Source organism: Microbacterium meiriae, from assembly GCF_032364335.1.
Classification (GTDB): domain Bacteria; phylum Actinomycetota; class Actinomycetes; order Actinomycetales; family Microbacteriaceae; genus Microbacterium; species Microbacterium meiriae.
Window position 1 is genome coordinate 2340666 of sequence record NZ_CP133984.1, and the last position, 18132, is coordinate 2358797.

At 66.5% G+C, this 18132-nt stretch carries 12 protein-coding genes and 2 rRNA genes; 2 read left to right on the forward strand and 12 right to left on the reverse strand.

Annotated features, from left to right (window positions below):
• Nucleotides 1-41: 41 nt before the first annotated feature.
• Nucleotides 42-3144 (reverse strand): 23S ribosomal RNA (locus tag RI211_RS11290).
• Between the two features lie 415 nt (nucleotides 3145-3559).
• Nucleotides 3560-5084, reverse strand: a 16S ribosomal RNA gene (locus RI211_RS11295).
• Together the 16S and 23S rRNA genes form the textbook arrangement of a ribosomal RNA operon.
• 594 nt (nucleotides 5085-5678) lie before the next feature.
• Between RI211_RS11295 and RI211_RS11300 the strand changes: the two genes are divergently transcribed.
• Nucleotides 5679-7016, forward strand: a complete 1338-nt coding sequence (locus RI211_RS11300; protein ID WP_315638022.1) for a CoA transferase — start codon at nucleotides 5679-5681, stop codon at nucleotides 7014-7016.
• Nucleotides 7017-7025: 9 nt separating this feature from the next.
• On the opposite strand, the gene RI211_RS11305 is transcribed toward RI211_RS11300, so the two are convergent.
• The 4 genes from RI211_RS11305 to RI211_RS11320 are packed head-to-tail and all read right to left on the reverse strand — an operon-like array spanning nucleotide 7026 to nucleotide 10634.
• A complete protein-coding gene (locus RI211_RS11305; protein WP_315638021.1) occupies nucleotides 7026-7838 on the reverse strand; it encodes a DUF4184 family protein in 813 nt (270 codons plus the stop codon).
• Between the two features lie 12 nt (nucleotides 7839-7850).
• Nucleotides 7851-9152, reverse strand: a complete 1302-nt coding sequence (gene tyrS / locus RI211_RS11310) for a tyrosine--tRNA ligase (protein WP_187661860.1) — start codon at nucleotides 9150-9152, stop codon at nucleotides 7851-7853.
• Nucleotides 9153-9204: 52 nt separating this feature from the next.
• Complete coding sequence (locus RI211_RS11315) at nucleotides 9205-9993, reverse strand: hypothetical protein (RefSeq protein WP_315638020.1); 789 nt, start codon at nucleotides 9991-9993, stop codon at nucleotides 9205-9207.
• On the reverse strand, nucleotides 9990-10634 hold the full coding sequence (locus RI211_RS11320; RefSeq protein WP_315638019.1) for a SatD family protein: 645 nt from the start codon (nucleotides 10632-10634) through the stop codon (nucleotides 9990-9992). The genes RI211_RS11315 and RI211_RS11320 overlap by 4 nt, the downstream gene beginning before the upstream one ends.
• A gap of 59 nt (nucleotides 10635-10693) precedes the next feature.
• On the opposite strand from RI211_RS11320, the gene RI211_RS11325 reads away from it, so the two are divergent.
• Nucleotides 10694-11278, forward strand: a complete 585-nt coding sequence (locus tag RI211_RS11325) for a DUF1349 domain-containing protein (protein ID WP_315638018.1) — start codon at nucleotides 10694-10696, stop codon at nucleotides 11276-11278.
• Between the two features lie 22 nt (nucleotides 11279-11300).
• Here the strand turns inward: RI211_RS11325 and argH are convergent, their stop codons facing one another.
• Genes argH through argC form a run of 6 tightly spaced genes read right to left on the reverse strand, consistent with a single transcriptional unit; the run spans nucleotide 11301 to nucleotide 18021 of the window.
• Entirely contained in the window at nucleotides 11301-12728 is a 1428-nt protein-coding gene (gene argH / locus RI211_RS11330; RefSeq protein ID WP_315638017.1) for an argininosuccinate lyase, read from the reverse strand.
• Entirely contained in the window at nucleotides 12728-13657 is a 930-nt protein-coding gene (gene argF / locus RI211_RS11335) for an ornithine carbamoyltransferase (protein WP_187661865.1), read from the reverse strand. Before argF ends, argH begins: the two co-directional genes overlap by 1 nt.
• Nucleotides 13654-14859 carry an acetylornithine transaminase gene (locus RI211_RS11340; RefSeq protein WP_315638016.1) on the reverse strand — a complete coding sequence of 402 codons (1206 nt, stop codon included), beginning with the start codon at nucleotides 14857-14859 and terminating at the stop codon, nucleotides 13654-13656. The genes argF and RI211_RS11340 overlap by 4 nt, the downstream gene beginning before the upstream one ends.
• The gene (gene argB, locus RI211_RS11345; RefSeq protein ID WP_268776873.1) at nucleotides 14856-15773 is read right to left on the reverse strand and encodes an acetylglutamate kinase; all 918 of its coding nucleotides are present in this window, start codon (nucleotides 15771-15773) and stop codon (nucleotides 14856-14858) included. Before argB ends, RI211_RS11340 begins: the two co-directional genes overlap by 4 nt.
• Nucleotides 15770-16927: a bifunctional glutamate N-acetyltransferase/amino-acid acetyltransferase ArgJ gene (gene argJ, locus RI211_RS11350; protein WP_315638015.1), complete on the reverse strand. Its 1158-nt coding sequence runs from the start codon at nucleotides 16925-16927 to the stop codon at nucleotides 15770-15772. Before argJ ends, argB begins: the two co-directional genes overlap by 4 nt.
• Nucleotides 16924-18021, reverse strand: a complete 1098-nt coding sequence (gene argC, locus RI211_RS11355) for an N-acetyl-gamma-glutamyl-phosphate reductase (RefSeq protein ID WP_315638014.1) — start codon at nucleotides 18019-18021, stop codon at nucleotides 16924-16926. Before argC ends, argJ begins: the two co-directional genes overlap by 4 nt.
• Nucleotides 18022-18132: the final 111 nt, after the last annotated feature.

Consider the following 18132-nt stretch of genomic DNA (forward strand, 5'->3'; position numbering starts at 1 on the left):
TCGAGAACCACTCAGTGGACGCAAGCACCAACAAACGGTGTGTTATCAAGTCATCGGCTTATTAGTACCAGTCAGCTGCACACGTTACCGTGCTTCCACATCTGGCCTATCAACCCAGTAGTCTGGCTGGGAGCCTCTCACCCGAAGGTATGGAAGTCTCATCTTGAGGCCGGCTTCCCGCTTAGATGCTTTCAGCGGTTATCCATCCCGAACGTAGCTAATCAGCGGTGCTCCTGGCGGAACAACTGACACACCAGAGGTTCGTCCAACCCGGTCCTCTCGTACTAGGGTCAGATCCTCTCAAACTTCCTACGCGCGCAGCGGATAGGGACCGAACTGTCTCACGACGTTCTAAACCCAGCTCGCGTACCGCTTTAATGGGCGAACAGCCCAACCCTTGGGACCTACTCCAGCCCCAGGATGCGACGAGCCGACATCGAGGTGCCAAACCATGCCGTCGATATGGACTCTTGGGCAAGATCAGCCTGTTATCCCCGAGGTACCTTTTATCCGTTGAGCGACAGCGCTTCCACAAGCCACTGCCGGATCACTAGTCCCGACTTTCGTCCCTGCTCGACCTGTCAGTCTCACAGTCAAGCTCCCTTGTGCACTTACACTCGCCACCTGATTGCCAACCAGGTTGAGGGAACCTTTGGGCGCCTCCGTTACTTTTTGGGAGGCAACCGCCCCAGTTAAACTACCCACCAGGCACTGTCCCTGAACCGGATTACGGTTCGAAGTTAGATATCCAGAGTGACCAGAGTGGTATTTCAACAATGACTCCACGGTAACTGGCGTCACCGCTTCAAAGTCTCCCACCTATCCTACACAAGCCACACCGAACACCAATACCAAGCTGTAGTAAAGGTCACGGGGTCTTTCCGTCCTGCTGCGCGTAACGAGCATCTTTACTCGTAATGCAATTTCGCCGAGTTCGCGGTTGAGACAGTTGGGAAGTCGTTACGCCATTCGTGCAGGTCGGAACTTACCCGACAAGGAATTTCGCTACCTTAGGATGGTTATAGTTACCACCGCCGTTTACTGGGGCTTAAATTCTCAGCTTCGCCTTGCGGCTAACCGGTCCTCTTAACCTTCCAGCACCGGGCAGGCGTCAGTCCGTATACATCGTCTTGCGACTTGGCACGGACCTGTGTTTTTAGTAAACAGTCGCTACCCACTAGTCTCTGCGGCCTCCAAACGCTTTCGGAGCAAGTCCTAATACGTCGAAGGCCCCCCTTCTCCCGAAGTTACGGGGGCATTTTGCCGAGTTCCTTAACCACGATTCTCTCGATCTCCTTGGTATTCTCTACCTGACCACCTGAGTCGGTTTGGGGTACGGGCGGCTAGAACCTCGCGTCGATGCTTTTCTCGGCAGCATAGGATCATCCACTTTTTATCCGCATCGTGTCTCAGCCTGTATGAGTCGCGGATTTGCCTACGACTCGGCCTACGCACTTGCACCAGGACAACCATCGCCTGGCTTGGACTACCTTCCTGCGTCACACCTGTTAATACGCTAACCGCACCAGCATGGGGTCACGTGCTCCCCTCCACGGTGTCACCCGAAGGTGACGATGTGAAGGCTCGGACGTTTAGCACCACTGGATTAGCTTGGGCGGTTCTTCGCCGGTACGGGAATATCAACCCGTTGTCCATCGACTACGCCTGTCGGCCTCGCCTTAGGTCCCGACTTACCCAGGGAAGATTAGCTTGACCCTGGAACCCTTGGTCTTTCGGAGGACGTGTTTCTCACACGTCATTCGCTACTCATGCCTGCATTCTCACTCGTGTAGCCTCCACGGCTGGTTTCCACCGCCGCTTCGCTGGCCACACGACGCTCTCCTACCCATCAACACGGCTGGACCACGAAGGCCTACCAATAATGTCAATGCCACAACTTCGGTGGCGTGCTTGAGCCCCGTTACATTGTCGGCGCGGAATCACTTGACCAGTGAGCTATTACGCACTCTTTCAAGGGTGGCTGCTTCTAAGCCAACCTCCTGGTTGTCAGAGCAACTCCACATCCTTTCCCACTTAGCACGCGCTTTGGGACCTTAGTTGGTGGTCTGGGTTGTTTCCCTCTCGACTATGAAGCTTATCCCCCACAGTCTCACTGCTGCGCTCTCACTTACCGGCATTCGGAGTTTGGCTGACGTCAGTAACCTTGTAGGGCCCATCGGCCATCCAGTAGCTCTACCTCCGGCAAGAAACACGCAACGCTGCACCTAAATGCATTTCGGAGAGAACCAGCTATCACGAAGTTTGATTGGCCTTTCACCCCTATCCACAGCTCATCCCCTCAGTTTTCAACCTAAGTGGGTTCGGTCCTCCACGACGTCTTACCGTCGCTTCAACCTGGCCATGGATAGATCACTTCGCTTCGGGTCTAGGACATGCGACTGAATCGCCCTATTCAGACTCGCTTTCGCTACGGCTACCCCACACGGGTTAACCTCGCCACATATCGCTAACTCGCAGGCTCATTCTTCAAAAGGCACGCTGTCACACCTACCAGGGGTGCTCCAACGGTTTGTAAGCAAACGGTTTCAGGTACTATTTCACTCCCCTCCCGGGGTACTTTTCACCTTTCCCTCACGGTACTTGTCCGCTATCGGTCATCTGGGAGTATTTAGGCTTATCAGGTGGTCCTGACAGATTCACACGGGATTTCACGGGCCCCGTGCTACTTGGGATACTCTCCACGCCAGAACACGCATTTCGACTACGGGGTTGGCACCCTCTATGACCGGCCTTTCAAGACCGTTCGTCTATACGCTTCTGTAACGTCGCCAGCTCGGCAGAACTGACTGGTGAGTCCCACAACCCCGAATATGCAACTCCTGCCGGATATCACACACACTCGGTTTAGCCTGATCCGGTTTCGCTCGCCACTACTAACGGAATCGCGGTTGCTTTCTCTTCCTGTGGGTACTGAGATGTTTCACTTCCCCACGTTCCCTCTACCCGCCCTATATATTCAGGCGGGAGTCACTAGGTCGGCACGCCGCCCAGCGGGGTTTCCCCATTCGGACACCCTCGGATCAAAACTTGCTTATCAGTTCCCCGAGGCTTATCGCAGATTGCTACGTCCTTCTTCGGCTCCAGATGCCAAGGCATCCACCGTTTGCTCTTAAAGACTTGAAATCACATGAGTTTGAATCAAAAACTCGACCCCATCCGAAGATGGAATCAGAAATTGACTAATGATCTTTAAGATCATCTTGTGCAACCAGCTCGAAAGCCGGCTGCAAGATGCTCGCGTCCACTGTGTAGTTCTCAAAGTACGGGCGGAACCCCCATCCACCTGCCCCCACAGGGACAAACAGAAAGAGGTCCAGAGGTTCAGACCAGACCCCGAAGGATCCGCATCCGGTCCCTCAGGACCCAACAGCGTGCAGGCACCGGTCCCCTCACCCAGAACCTTCCAACCACCGAAGCGGCGTACTAGTCCCGAGATCAGATCTCGATGCCATGTCAAATGTTCCACCCATGAGCTCCCAGCGAAGAACGTATGCCTTCGATCTGGGTTCTGGACGCCGAAGCGTCAGATGCTCCTTAGAAAGGAGGTGATCCAGCCGCACCTTCCGGTACGGCTACCTTGTTACGACTTAGTCCTAATTACCGATCCCACCTTCGACGGCTCCCTCCACAAGGGTTAGGCCACCGGCTTCAGGTGTTACCGACTTTCATGACTTGACGGGCGGTGTGTACAAGACCCGGGAACGTATTCACCGCAGCGTTGCTGATCTGCGATTACTAGCGACTCCGACTTCATGAGGTCGAGTTGCAGACCTCAATCCGAACTGGGACCGGCTTTTTGGGATTCGCTCCACCTCACGGTATTGCAGCCCTTTGTACCGGCCATTGTAGCATGCGTGAAGCCCAAGACATAAGGGGCATGATGATTTGACGTCATCCCCACCTTCCTCCGAGTTGACCCCGGCAGTATCCCATGAGTTCCCACCATTACGTGCTGGCAACATAGAACGAGGGTTGCGCTCGTTGCGGGACTTAACCCAACATCTCACGACACGAGCTGACGACAACCATGCACCACCTGTTTACGAGTGTCCAAAGAGTTGACCATTTCTGGCCCGTTCTCGTATATGTCAAGCCTTGGTAAGGTTCTTCGCGTTGCATCGAATTAATCCGCATGCTCCGCCGCTTGTGCGGGTCCCCGTCAATTCCTTTGAGTTTTAGCCTTGCGGCCGTACTCCCCAGGCGGGGAACTTAATGCGTTAGCTGCGTCACGGAATCCGTGGAATGGACCCCACAACTAGTTCCCAACGTTTACGGGGTGGACTACCAGGGTATCTAAGCCTGTTTGCTCCCCACCCTTTCGCTCCTCAGCGTCAGTTACGGCCCAGAGATCTGCCTTCGCCATCGGTGTTCCTCCTGATATCTGCGCATTCCACCGCTACACCAGGAATTCCAATCTCCCCTACCGCACTCTAGTCTGCCCGTACCCACTGCAGGCCCGAGGTTGAGCCTCGGGATTTCACAGCAGACGCGACAAACCGCCTACGAGCTCTTTACGCCCAATAATTCCGGATAACGCTTGCGCCCTACGTATTACCGCGGCTGCTGGCACGTAGTTAGCCGGCGCTTTTTCTGCAGGTACCGTCACTTTCGCTTCTTCCCTGCTAAAAGAGGTTTACAACCCGAAGGCCGTCATCCCTCACGCGGCGTTGCTGCATCAGGCTTTCGCCCATTGTGCAATATTCCCCACTGCTGCCTCCCGTAGGAGTCTGGGCCGTGTCTCAGTCCCAGTGTGGCCGGTCACCCTCTCAGGCCGGCTACCCGTCGACGCCTTGGTGAGCCATTACCTCACCAACAAGCTGATAGGCCGCGAGCCCATCCCCAACCGAAAAATCTTTCCAAACGCAGACCATGCGGTCACGTCACATATCCAGTATTAGACGCCGTTTCCAGCGCTTATCCCAGAGTCAGGGGCAGGTTGCTCACGTGTTACTCACCCGTTCGCCACTGATCCCACAGAGCAAGCTCCGTGTTCACCGTTCGACTTGCATGTGTTAAGCACGCCGCCAGCGTTCATCCTGAGCCAGGATCAAACTCTCCGTAAAAAGAAATTGCATACGAACCGGGGAAAAACCGGAACGCAGCGAGTTTGATGCTGACCAAAGAGACAAATTCATTGCTGACTTCATCCATTGCCAGCCCCCGGAAGGGCTGGTCTTTGATCCAAAGGAATTCTCACCCAGCCGAAGCTAGACGAGGATAATTTGGCATTTGACAAGTGCACGCTGTTGAGTTCTCAAGGATCGGATGCTCCCACGACCCAGCCATCACGACCAGGCCCGCAGGGCAACTTCTCTATCTTAGCCATCCCGACCCGCTTGTCAAATCGGCGCGCCGTGCGGATCTCGGATCCGCTGCGCAGCCGGTGACAGCCGCAGAAGGGGTGGATCTCCCATCCTAGACGCAAGCGTCTGATCTCTCAAGTGAGAGAGGATTGGGAGTGGTTCTCCGCTTGAGGGGGGTGAAGCTCTGGGCTTCTCCGCTTCCCTGTGGGGCGAACAAGTAATAAGTTACGTGGATTCCGGGGGTCTGGCAAATCGGGCGCACACCCCCGGGCGTGTCGCAGGCCCTCATGCTCCTGATTCCCCCGGATCAGCCAGGGTTTCCGGCCACTTCGCCGCCGGGAGTAGCATCTCGCCATGGTCCCCGGTCGTCGCACCTCCGCCGCTGAGCTGCTCGCCCGCGTCGTGATCGAGGCGGGCGGGGACGCGTCGCAGGCCCCGGCGGACTCCGGCCTCCGTGCCCTCGGGGGCGTCCCGCTCTCTTCGCGCACGGCGACCGGCGATCTCGCTCTCGTCAGCGTCGCAGCAGTGGCCCTCGCCGCGGGTATCGATCTCACGCGCGTCGACCCCGTCCGCGTCGCCGTCGCCTACCGGAGCGACAGGTATCTGGAGGTGGGCGGCACTCCCCCTCCCGTGTGGGCGCCCCTCTCCGGGTTCTGGGCGAGCGCGGATGGATGGGTCCGGACACACGGCAACTACCCGCACCACGCCCGCGCGCTTCGCACCGCGCTGGACCTGGACGACAGGGCAGGAGCGGAGGCCGTGGCCCGCACGCTGGAGACGCTGCACACCGCGGAGGCCGTCCGCCGGATCTCCGAAGCCGGAGGTCTCGCCGTGGCCGTCCGCCCTGAGGACCGCGCGGCCGATGAGGCTCTGCGACGGACGCCCGTCGTGGACGTCGCGGTCACGGAGGCGATCGGCCGACGACGGGGGAAGGACCGACGTCTGGTGTCGCCCGGTGCGGCGGGACGCGCTCCCCTCGCCGGCGTCCGCGTCCTCGACCTCACGCGGGTGATCGCCGGTCCGGTGTGCACCCGGACCCTCGCGCTCCTCGGCGCGGACGTGCTCCGCATCGACCCGCCGCACCTCCCCGAGCTTCCGTGGCAGCATCTCGACACCGGTCACGGCAAGCGCACCGCGCTGCTCGATGCCCGAGGCCCTGCCCTGCACGACCTCCTCGAGACCGCCGACGCCGTCGTCCTCGGGTACCGGCCCGCCGCCCTCGAGCGCCTGGGCCTCTCCCCCGACGCGCTCGCCGAACGGCATCCGGGCCTGCTCGTCGCCCAGCTCAGCGCCTGGGGCACGTCCCACCCCGAGCGCGCCGGCTTCGACAGCCTGGTCCAGGCGGAGAGCGGCATCGCACTGATCGAGGGCGACGGCGGTCGGCCGGGCGCTCTTCCGGCTCAGGCATTGGACCACAGCGCCGGCTACCTCCTGGCCGCCGCCCTCACGCAACTGCTCCGCCACCGCGACGGGCACTCGCGAGTCGTGCGGACCGCCTTGCGTCGTATCGCTGCCGAGTTGCTCGGGATGCCGCGGACGCCCCACGCGTCGGCGCTCCCCGAGGTGGACGCATCCGGCCACCTGGCCCGCTTCGACGTCGACGGGGAAACGATCGTGACGGCCGCGCCGGCGCTCCCCGGCCTGGCGTTCGATGCCCCGCACGGGTGGGGCACGGACGCGCCGCGCTGGTGAGGCGCGGGATCAGACCGCAGCGCGCGGCCGCCGCACCGCCAGTACGACGCAGAGGACCAGGGTCAGCACGCCCCACACCGCGCAGGCGGGTGGCAACACCCGATACGCCAGATGCTGCACCGTGAACTCGGCGGACAGCGGACCGAACGCGAGCAGACCGCCGACCCACGCGATCACGAGGATCACCGGCAGCGAGAGCCACCAGGCGACCCGCACGAACGTCGGAAGGACTCGGGGCGCGTCCGCTCGAGGCGTCGCGCGGCGCAGCCGCAGTGCAGCCCAGATCGCCAGGCCCAGCAGTCCGAGCGCGCTCGAGCCGTACTGGAGCCACTTGTAGCCGTCGAAGGGACCCCAGGAGTCCGCGAGCGCGGGCAGCAGATCCACGCCCCACCGTGACTCATGCGTGAACGCATCCCAGAGGATGTGCGAGAGCACGCCCAGCATCGTCGAGAACACGAGCAGGAACGGATACAGCGGTCGCCAGCCCGCGTACCGCGGGCGGTCATCGCGACTCAGCGCCTCGATCGCCGCCCGGTATCCGGTCGCCCCCCAGCCGGCGGGCAGCCGCACGGACACCCATCCCGGCAGCAGCTCCAGGGTCGCCGGGCGCAGCAGGACACGCCAGAGGAGGAACAGCGCGAGAGCGAGCAGCGTCGTCCACACGAGGTTGACCGGATCGTGCAGGAAGCCGTAGTTGAGGCCGACGTTGCGCAGGAACAGCGAGATGTCCGGCGTCATCGCTCCGATCGCGATCGCCGCGGGGACGAGCGGCGTGCGCACGAACGGCAGCGCGACGATCGCGTGGCTCGGAGTGAACGGCATACGAGGCCGGGGTCAGCCCAGGAAGACGCCGGCGAGGGTCTTCTTCCCGCGACGCAGCACCGAGACACCGCCGGGCAGGGTGCCCTGCACGGTCGCGGAGTCGTCCTCCACCCGCTCCCCATCGAGGGAGACGCCGCCCTGCGCGATGGCGCGGCGCGCCTCCGACAGGCTCGACACGAGACCGGTGGCGACGAGGGCGTCGACGACCGGAGTTCCGGCTGCGACCGTCGCATGCGGAAGCTCGTCGAGCGCCGTGCGCAAGGTCGCCGGGTCGAGAGTCGTCAGGTCGCCCTGCCCGAACAGCGCCTCGGACGCCGCGATCACGGCCGCCGTCGCCTCGACGCCGTGCACCGTCGCGACGACCTCGAGCGCGAGGCGCTTCTGGGCGGCACGGCGGAACGGCTCGGTCGCCACGAGCTCCGCGTACTCCTCGATCTCGGCCCTGGTCAGGAACGTGAACACCTTGAGGCGCTCGATCACGTCGGCATCCGCCGTGCTGAGCCAGAACTGGTAGAACGCGTACGGGCTCGTGAGCTCCGCGTCGATCCAGATCGCGTTGCCCTCGCTCTTGCCGAACTTGGTGCCGTCGCTGTTGGTGATCAGCGGGGTGCCGATCGCGTGGACGGACGCCCCTTCGACCCGGTGGATGAGGTCGGTGCCGCTGGTGAGGTTGCCCCACTGATCGGAGCCGCCCGTCTGCAGCACGCAGTCGTACTGCCGGTAGAGCTCGAGGAAGTCGAGCCCCTGGAGGATCTGGTAGCTGAACTCGGTGTAGCTGATGCCGGCGTCGGAGTTCAGGCGCGCGGCCACCGCGTCCTTCTTCAGCATGGTGCCGACGCGGTAGTGCTTGCCGATCTCGCGGAGGAAGTCGATCGCGGAGAGCGGCGCCGTCCAGTCGAGGTTGTTCACCATGCGGGCGGCGTTCTCGCCCTCGAAGCTGAGGTAGCGCTCGACCTGTCCGCGCAGACGGTCGACCCATTCCGCCACCGTCTCGCGGGTGTTGAGCGTGCGCTCCGCGGTGGGCCGGGGGTCGCCGATGAGACCGGTGGACCCACCGACGAGACCGAGCGGCTTGTGCCCGGCGAGCTGGAGGCGGCGGAGCAGGAGCAGCTGGACGAGATGCCCGAGGTGCAGGCTGGGCGCCGTCGGGTCGAAGCCGCAGTAATACGTGACGGGATCTCCCGCGAGCAGGGCGCGCAGCGCCTCCTGGTCGGTGGACACGTGGACGAGGCCACGCCACACGATCTCGTCCCACACGTTCTCGAACGTGGGGTCGATCGCCTGCGGCGCGGTCGTCAGAGCGGGAGTTGACACGCGCTCCAGGCTAGCAGCGGACGACCGCCCCGCTGCGTCGCGCGGAGGGGTGTCAGCTGTGCGCGGCCCACCACACGAGGAACGCGGCGCCGAGGCCGATCACCCAGCTCACCAGGCTGCCGACGAGGAAGTACTCCGCGCGGGCCCCGGTCTCCCCGTCGCGGGAGATCTCCGGGAAGCGGACGATGCCCTTGGCGGCGAGCATGGCCGCAAGCACGGGGTACGCCGCGGCCAGGGTGAGGATCATCACGAGGACACGTTCGAGCGGGCCGATGAGCCGCCCGCCCTTGAAGCCGTGGCGCGGATCGGCGGGGATCACGGCGGACACCGCAGGGGCATCGGCCGCAGGCTGGTCGGTCGGTGCGGATGCGATGACCGGAGGCACCGGCTCCGCCACCTCCGCGGGGCGCCAGGTGTGCTCGCCGTCCAGAGCCGCGCGGACGACGAGGTTGGCGGATTCGAGCAGGAAGACACCGGCGCCGAGAGCGAGCACGGCCAGATCGAACGGCACCTCGCCGAACGGCGAGCGGAGCGTCCAGAGCTCGCCGATGAGACCGGCGGCATTCCTCGATCCGCCCCAGACCACGGCGCCGATGCTGAGGGCCGCCAGCGCGACGGCCGGCCAGAACCCGGCACGGGACGGCCCCTCGTCCGGGATGCTCCAGGCCCACAGCGCTCCGGCACCGAGTCCGAGGAGGGCCGGCAGCAGCGCGTCCCCGCCGATACCGAGGAGGAGGACCACAGCCGCGGCCATGACGTAGCCGATCCACCGCCGAGGCACGAACTGGCGGACGAGGTCGGTCGCGCCGACGGCCAGGAGGACGAAGCCCGCGAGGATCATGCGGTCTCCCCCCGGAGCGCGGCCACACCCTCGATGACAGCGGCGGCTCCCGCGCTCCGCAGCGATTTGGACACGCTCGGCTGGGAGATGCCCTCCTGGGCGGCGAGCTCCTGCTGGGACCGGCCGACCAGGCGCCCGTACGTGAGGTGGCGCTCACGCGCGCTCATCGCCCCGACGAGCTCGTCGCGCGCGAGGACATACGCGTTGGACGCGGCGATCACGGTCTCCATGACCTCATCCTGGCCCGGGGCTCCGACAATCCAGGTGCGCGTGCGCGGCACGGCGCGCTGTTCGCGGGCGTGCACGGTCTCGATCGCGGCGCGCGCCGCATACCACCCAGGGCCGTCGGCCAGCTCACCGTGCACAGACGCCACCGGTCGGACCTCGCCGATGCCGACGCCGAAGCGGAACGCGAGGCCCTCAGGGAGCCGGAGCTGGACCATGAGGAGGGAGAGGAGCGCGTCGGGAAGCTCGCGGTAGACGCCCTGCTGCTCGTCCCCTACCGTGGGCGTGAGCGGCTGGACCGCCAGCGGACGGTCGCGTTCGACCTGCGCGATGGTCTCGTCGAGTGCACGCTGTGCGGCGCTCCGGTCCCCGAGCTCTCGGGAACCCACGATGTCGGCGATCACGGCGATGACCATGGGATAACCGTAACATGAATATTCGAGATTTATGCCTCATATGGCTATAGATAGGAAATATGCCTGATTCACGCATCATCGATTGGACCGATGGCAACTGGACCCACGCCCCCGCGCTGACGCGCATCGACGGGCATCTCGACGCCACCGCGATCGAGGGCAGCGATGCCTGGCGTCACACCGCGTACGGCTTCGTGCACGACTCCGAACATGCACTGCTCGCCCCGCTGGAGGTCGGTGAAGCGATCGAGGTCGCCTTCCGCGCGCCGTGGGAGGGGCAGTTCGACCAGGCGGGCCTCTTCGTCCGCGCCGATGACGAGCACTGGATCAAGGCGGGAGTCGAGTTCGCCGACGGCCACCTCGGCCTGGGCGCCGTCGTGACCGCCGGCCGCTCGGACTGGTCGGTCGGCTACGTCGACGACTGGCGCGAGAGCGAGATCACCGTCCGGGTCAGCCGCTGGGCGGACGCGATGATCGTGCGGGCCCGCGCGGACGACGGACCGTGGCGACTCGTCAGGGTGGCTCCCTTCGCCGGTGACACGGCCGTCTCCGCAGGACCGTTCCTCGCAGCACCCACCCGGGCGGGCCTGACCGTCCGGTTCACCCGGTGGGAGCGCTCGGCCGCCGACGGCGACCTGCACTGAGGCGCGGTCGCCGCCGGAACGACTACAGGCCGAGCGCGTGCGCGGCGGCCTGCGCGCGGGCGACGAGCTCCGCGCGCTGCTCGGCCACCCGCTCGGGCGCGGTGCCGCCGACGCCCGTGCGCGACGCGACGGATCCCTCGATCGTGAGCACCTCGCGCACCGCGGGGACGAGGTGGGGCGACACCGACAGCAGCAGCTCGTCGGAGGCGTCCTCCAGCCCGATCCCCCGTTCCTCGCAGGCGCGCACGAGTGCTCCGGAGATCTCGTGGGCATCGCGGAACGGCACCCGCCGCTTCACCAGCCACTCGGCGACGTCGGTCGCCAGCGAGAACCCCTGGGGGGCGAGCTCGGCCATGCGCTCCGTGTGGAAGCGCAGCGTCGCGACCATCCCCGCGAACGCCGGCAGCACGACCTCGAGCGTCTGCACGGAGTCGAAGACCGGCTCCTTGTCCTCCTGCAGATCGCGGTTGTAGGCGAGCGGCAGCCCCTTGAGCGTCGCCAGCAGGCCGGACAGGTTGCCGATGAGACGCCCGGACTTGCCGCGCGCGAGCTCGGCGATGTCCGGGTTCTTCTTCTGCGGCATGATGCTGGATCCGGTGGAGTAGCCGTCGTCGAGGGTGACGAAGCCGAACTCGCGGGTGTTCCAGAGGATGATCTCCTCGGAGAGTCGGGAGAGGTCGACGCCCGTCATCGCCGCGATGAACGCGAACTCCGCGACGACGTCCCGCGCGGCGGTCCCGTCGAGGGAGTTCTCCGCCGGCCGGTCGAGACCGAGCTCCGTCGCCACGAGAGCGGGGTCGAGGCCCAGCGTCGATCCCGCCAGCGCTCCCCCGCCGTACGGGGAGACACCGGCACGCCGGCGCCAGTCGACGAGACGTTCGAGCTCGCGCACCAGCGGCCACGCGTGAGCCTGGAGGTGATGGGCGAGCAGCACCGGCTGCGCGTGCTGAAGGTGCGTGCGTCCGGGCAGGATCGCGTCGGGGTGCGCCTCGGCCTGCGCCACGAGCGCATCGATCACGCGCAGCAGGTCACGGGCGATCACCCGGGCGTGATCGATCAGGTACATCCGCACGAGAGTGGCGATCTGGTCGTTCCGGCTGCGTCCGGCGCGGAGGCGTCCGCCCAGCTCCGGACCGAGCTCGGCGATCAGCGCCTGCTCGAGCGCACCGTGCACGTCCTCGTCGGTGGGCAGCGGCTGCAGGGTGCCGTCGGCGACCTTGCGCGCCACGGCGTCGAGGCCCTCGTGCATGCGGGCGGCTTCATCCGGTTCGAGGTACCCCGCCGCGGCCAGCGCCGTGGCATGCGCGTGGGAACCCGCGATGTCGTACGGCGCGAGGATCCAGTCGAAGTGCGTCGAACGGCTCAGCTCGACGAGCTCCGGCGACGGACCGGTGGCGAACCGCGCGCCCCAGAGCGCGCCCTCGTTGGTGCCTTCGTGCGAGCCGGCCATCACGCGTCCTTCTTCCCGAGGAGCCAGACCAGCAGGGCCTTCTGGGCGTGCAGGCGGTTCTCCGCCTCGTCCCAGACCACGCTCTGCGGACCGTCGATGACGGCGGAGTCGACCTCGTAGCCGCGGTCGGCGGGGAGGCAGTGGATGAAGATCGCGTCGTCGTGCGCGAGCTCCATCGTCTCCGGCGTGACCTTGTAGCCGCCGAGGTCGCGGATCCGCGCGAGCTTCTCCTCCTCCTTGCCCATCGACACCCAGGTGTCGGTGACGACGACGTCAGCGCCCGCGGCCGCCTCGACCGGATCGGTGAAGAGCGTGATCGATCCGCCGGTCTCCCCGGCGCGGCGGTCGGCCGCCTCGATCACGTCGGCGCGCGGCGCGTAGTCCTCCGGAGAGGCGATGCGCACGTGCATGCCCGCCGTGACGCCGGCGAGCGCGTAGGAGTGCGCCATGTTGCTCTGGCCATCGCCGAAGAACGTCAGCGTGAGGCCCTTCAGATCGCCCTTGTGCTCGCGGATCGTCAGCAGGTCGGCGAGGAGCTGGCACGGGTGGAAGTCGTCGGACAGTGCGTTGACCACGGGGACCCGCGTGCCGGCGGCCATCTCCTCCAGGCCCGATTGCGCGTACGTGCGCCACACGATCGCCGCGACCTGGCGCTCGAGGACGCGCGCCGTGTCGGACGGCGTCTCCTTCCCGCCGAGCTGGCTGCTCGCGGTGGAGATGATGAGCGGGGTGCCACCGAGGTCGGCGATCCCCACGGCGAACGAGACGCGCGTCCGGGTGGACGACTTGTCGAAGATCACGGCGACGGTCTGCGGGCCGGCGAGGCTCTTGTCCGCCCAGCGGTCCTTCTTGAGCTCGAGGGCGAGATCGAGGATCTCCGCCTGCTCGGCGGGCGTCAGATCGTCGTCGCGCAGCAGGTGGCGGGTCATGCGGGGACCTTTCCGGTGGCGGAGGAGTGGACGTCGGAGAGAGCGGCGGTGAACAGCTCGCGGAACTCCGCCAGCTCCGCGTCGCCGATGGTGAGTGCCGGCGCGACGCGCACCGTCTCGGGGTTGGCGGCGTTGACGATGAGACCGCGGTCCTGGGCGGCGGCGACCACCGTACCCGCCACGGGCTGGGTGAGCGCGACGCCGACGAGGAGTCCGCGGCCGCGGACGCCCTCGATCAGCGGGGAGTCGATGCCCAGGATGATCTCCCGCAGCTGGGCTCCGCGGCGCGCGGCATTGTCGACGAGGTCGGCGCGCTCGATCTCGGCCAGCACCGCGTCCGCCACGGCCGTCGCGAGCGGGTTCCCGCCGAAGGTGGAGCCGTGCGAGCCGGGCGTGAACAGGGCGCTCGCGGCGCCGTAGGTGACGAGGGCGCCGATCGGGAACCCGCCGCCGATGCCCTTCGCGAGCGTGATGGCGTCGGGCGTGATGCCCTCGTGGCTGAACCCGAACCAGGCGCCGGTCCGTCCTGCCCCTGTCTGGATCTCGTCGACGATGAGCAGGGCTCCGTGTGCGAGGGTCAGCGAGCGCGCGGCGGCGAGGTAGCCCTCGGGGAGCTCGACGACGCCGGCCTCACCCTGGATCGGCTCCACGATGACAGCGGCGACCCGGTCATCCATCGCGGCCTCCAGCGCATCGATCGTGGCCGGGATGTGCTCGACCCCTCCGGGCATCGGAGCGAACGGCGCGCGCATGGACTCCTTGGCCGTGAGCGCGAGCGAGCCCATCGTGCGGCCGTGGAAGCCGTTCTCCAGCGCCAGGATGCGGGGACGCTCCGCGCCGCCGTGCAGACGGGCGAGCTTGAACGCGGCCTCGTTGGCTTCGGCACCCGAGTTCGAGAAGAAGACCCGACCGTCGATCCCCGCGCCGGCGAGGCGCTTGAGCCGGGCCGCGAGCGCGAGCTGCGGCGGGGTCGCGAAGTAGTTGGAGACGTGCGCGAGGGTGGCGGCCTGCCGCGACACCGCATCGACGAACACCGGGTGCGCGTGCCCGAGCGAGGTCACCGCGATGCCGGCGAGGAAGTCGAGGTAGCGTCGGTCTTCGGCGTCCCACAGGTACGAGCCCTCACCGCGGGTCAGCAGCGCGAGGCGCTCCCCCGCGTTGAGCACGAGATCACGTGCCGCGTCGTCCTGCCAGACGGTCATGCCGTCGCCCCTTTCTCTCCCAGGACCACTTCGGTCCCGATTCCCTTGCTGGTGAACAGTTCGACGAGCACCGAGTGCGGGACCCGTCCGTCGATGATCGCGGCCGCGTCGACGCCGCCCTCGACCGCATCGAGGCATGCGCGCATCTTCGGGATCATCCCCGACTCCAGGCGCGGCAGCATCTCGACGAGCGCGCCGGAGGTGAGGTGCGACACGAGCGAGTCCCGGTTGGGCCAGTCGGCGTACAGCCCTGGCACGTCGGTGAGGATGACGAGCTTGCGCGCCCCCAGCGCCACGGCCAGGGCGGCGGCGGCGGCATCTGCGTTGACGTTGAGCGACTGACCCGGGTGGTCGAGGTCGGGCGCGATGCTCGACACCACGGGGATCCGCCCCGCCGCGAGATGATCGAGCACCGGTGTCGGGTCGACCTGGACCACGTCGCCCACGCGGCCGAGGTCCACCTCCTCGCCGTCGATCATGACACCGCGGCGGCGGCCGCCGAAGAGCCCGGCGTCCTCACCGCTGAGGCCGGTGGCGATGGGGCCGTGCGAGTTGATCTTCGACACGAGCTGCGGGTTCACCTGGCCCGTGAGCACCATCCGCACGACGCCGATGGCCTCGGTGTTGGTGACGCGGTACCCGCCCTTGAACTCGCTGGGGATCTCCAGCCGCTGGAGCATGTCGGAGATCTGCGGCCCACCGCCGTGCACGACCACCGGCTGCACGCCGACGTAGCGGAGGTACGCGATGTCCTGGGCGAAGGCTTCCTGCAGCTCGTCCGAGACCATGGCGTTGCCGCCGTACTTGACGACGACGATCTGGTCGCGGAACTTCCTCAGCCACGGCAGCGACTCGATGAGGGTGGTCGCCTTCTGGGCCGCGATGTCCGGCGTGGTGTCCTGGATGTCGGTCATGAGGCGTAGGCGCTGTTCTCGTGCACGTAGTCGTGGGTGAGGTCGTTCGTGAGGACCGTGGCGGTGGCCTCCCCGACCTTGAGGTCGATCATCAGGTGCGTCGCTCGCGGCGTCAGGTCGACCTCCTCGCGCGGCCGGTCCGGGCCACCGGCGGTGCACACGCGGACGCCGTTCATCCACACGTCGACGTCGTACGGGTCGAACTGCGCGGTCGTGGTGCCGATCGCCGCGAGCACGCGTCCCCAGTTCGGGTCGTTGCCGAAGATGGCGGCCTTGAACAGGTTGTTGCGGGCCACCGAGCGGCCGACCTCGACGGCATCCTGCTCGGAGACGGCGTGCTGCACCTCGATCGTGATGTCGTGGCTCGCGCCCTCCGCGTCGCCCTGCAGCTTGACCGCGAGCTCCTGGCAGAGCGTGGTGAGCGCCTCGGCGAAGTCGTCGAGATCGGGGGCGACCTCGGAGGCGCCGTTGGCGAGCAGCGTCACCTGGTCGTTGGTCGACATGCAGCCGTCCGAGTCGAGGCGGTCGAACGTGCGTCCCGTCGCCCGACGCAGCGCCTCGTCGGCCTGGAGCGGTTCGAGCACGGCGTCGGTGGTGAGCACCACGAGCATCGTCGCCAGACCGGGGGCGAGCATGCCCGCGCCCTTCGCCATGCCGCCGATCGTCCAGCCGTCGCGGGTCACCACAGCGGTCTTCGCAACCGTGTCCGTGGTCATGATGGCGTGCGCGGCGCTCTCCCCGCCGTCCGAGCTCAGCTCGGTGATCGCCTGCGCGGTGCCGGCGAGGACCTTCTCGCGGAAGACCTCGTCGCCCGTCCCGATGAGCCCCGTGGAGCAGACGAGCACGTCGCCCGCGCTGATGCCGAGCATCTCGGCCGCCTTCTCCGCGGTCTGGTGGGTCGTCTGGAACCCGAAGCTGCCGGTGAAGCAGTTCGCCCCGCCGGAGTTGAGGACGATGGCCTCGACCACGCGGTCCGCGACGGCCTGCTGGGACCAGATGATGGGGTTGGCCTTGGCGCGGTTGCTCGTGAAGACGGCAGCGCCGACCTTACGGGGGCCGCGGTTGACCACGACGGCGACATCGGGCTTGCCTGTGGACTTGAGTCCGGCGGCGACTCCGGCCGCCTCGAATCCTGCGGGGGCGGTGACGCTCACGGGGCGACTCCGTTCACTGAGAGGGCGCGGGTCTCGGGAAGCCCCAGCGCGATGTTCATGGACTGGACGGCAGCTCCGGCGGTGCCCTTGACGAGGTTGTCGACGGCGGTGACCACCGTCACGCGGTTCGCGGCGCGGTCGATCGCGAGGCCGACGAGGGCTGTGTTCGCCCCGAGCACGTCGGCGGTGCGGGGGAAGCTGCCCTCGGGGAGCAGCTGCACGAAGGTCTCGTCGCCGTAGGCGCTCTCCCACGCCTGGCGGATCTCGGCGTCGCTCACGCCGTCGACGATCGGCGCCGTGGAGGTGGCGAGGATGCCGCGCGACATCGGGACGAGGACCGGGGTGAACGAGATCCGGATGTCCTGGGTCCCTGAGCCTGTCGAAGGGCCTGAGCCTGTCGAAGGGCCTGTGCCTGTCGAAGGGCGGGCGGCGGCGAGCGCCTGTCGGATCTCCGGGATGTGGCGGTGCGTGCCGCCCACCGCATACGGGTTCGCGGAGCCGAGGATCTCGGAGGCGAGGAGGTTCGTCTTCAGGCTCTTGCCCGCCCCGGACGGGCCGACGGCCAGGACGGAGACGATGTCGCCCGGGTCGATCACGCCGGCCGCGACACCGGGGGCCAGGCTGAGGCTCACCGTGGAGGCGTTGCAGCCGGGTGCGGCGATCCGGGTCGCGCCGCGGAGCGCCTCACGCTGCTTGCCCCCTCCGACGAGGAGCTCGGGCACGCCGTACGTCCAGGGCTCGTGGAACGCCCCGCCGTAGAAGGCGTCCCACTCCGTCGAGGAGGTGAGCCGGTGGTCGGCCCCCGCGTCGATCACGAGCGGGGTGTCGCCGAGGGCGTCCGTGTACTGTCCGGACTGGCCGTGCGGGAGGGCGAGGAACACGATGTCGTGTCCGGCGAGGATCTCCGGCGTGGTGTCCTGCAGCGTGAGGTGGGCGAGCGAGCGGAGGTGCGGCTGATGGGCGACGAGGGGCTGTCCGGCGTTCGAGTGCGCCGTGACGGTGCGGATCTCGACGTCGGGATGTGCGGCCAGGAGGCGCAGGATCTCTCCGCCTGCGTAGCCGGAGGCGCCGGAGACGGCGACGGAATACGTCATGCTTCTACCTTAACGGTCGGGTCCTCGACGATCTCGGGACCGGGGGCGGGGCCGGAGGCGGCGACACCGGCACTCGACCGCCGCGCGGACGCAGGCAGAAGGGCGGGGTCG